1 pseudogene is annotated in these 315 nt (G+C 65.7%); it reads right to left on the bottom strand.

What is annotated here, in order from left to right:
- Positions 1-237, bottom strand: a pseudogene (locus EN874_RS32905) (DNA polymerase IV); the annotation flags it as partial.
- Positions 238-315 lie beyond the last annotated feature (78 nt).

The following is a 315-nucleotide window of genomic DNA, read 5'->3' as shown; positions in this document are numbered from 1 at the left end:
GGAAAAATGGCCGCCGACGAAAACGAGCTGCGGGCAGAGCTCGCGCGCCTTGCGGCCGGGCATGCCGCCGCGCACGCCAAAGACCTTGGCCTCGTAGGACGCGGCCAGCACCACGCCGCCGCCGACGGCGATCGGCTTGCCGCGCAGCGACGGATCGAGCAGCTGCTCGACCGAGGCGTAGAAGGCGTCGAGGTCGGCATGCAGGATGGTGGCAGCGGCGGCGTTCGTGGCGGGCATCGCGCGCTCTCTTGGCCATTTGTGTGGCATCGCAGCATTAGCTGCATCTTTTGTATGGGGAATTGACAGAACATAAAG

Origin of the sequence: Mesorhizobium sp. M1D.F.Ca.ET.231.01.1.1 (assembly GCF_003999155.2) — a bacterium.
Classification (GTDB): Bacteria; Pseudomonadota; Alphaproteobacteria; order Rhizobiales; family Rhizobiaceae; genus Mesorhizobium.
The sequence above is the reverse complement of the archived record's forward strand: the minus strand, read 5'-3'. Positions and strand labels throughout refer to the sequence as shown.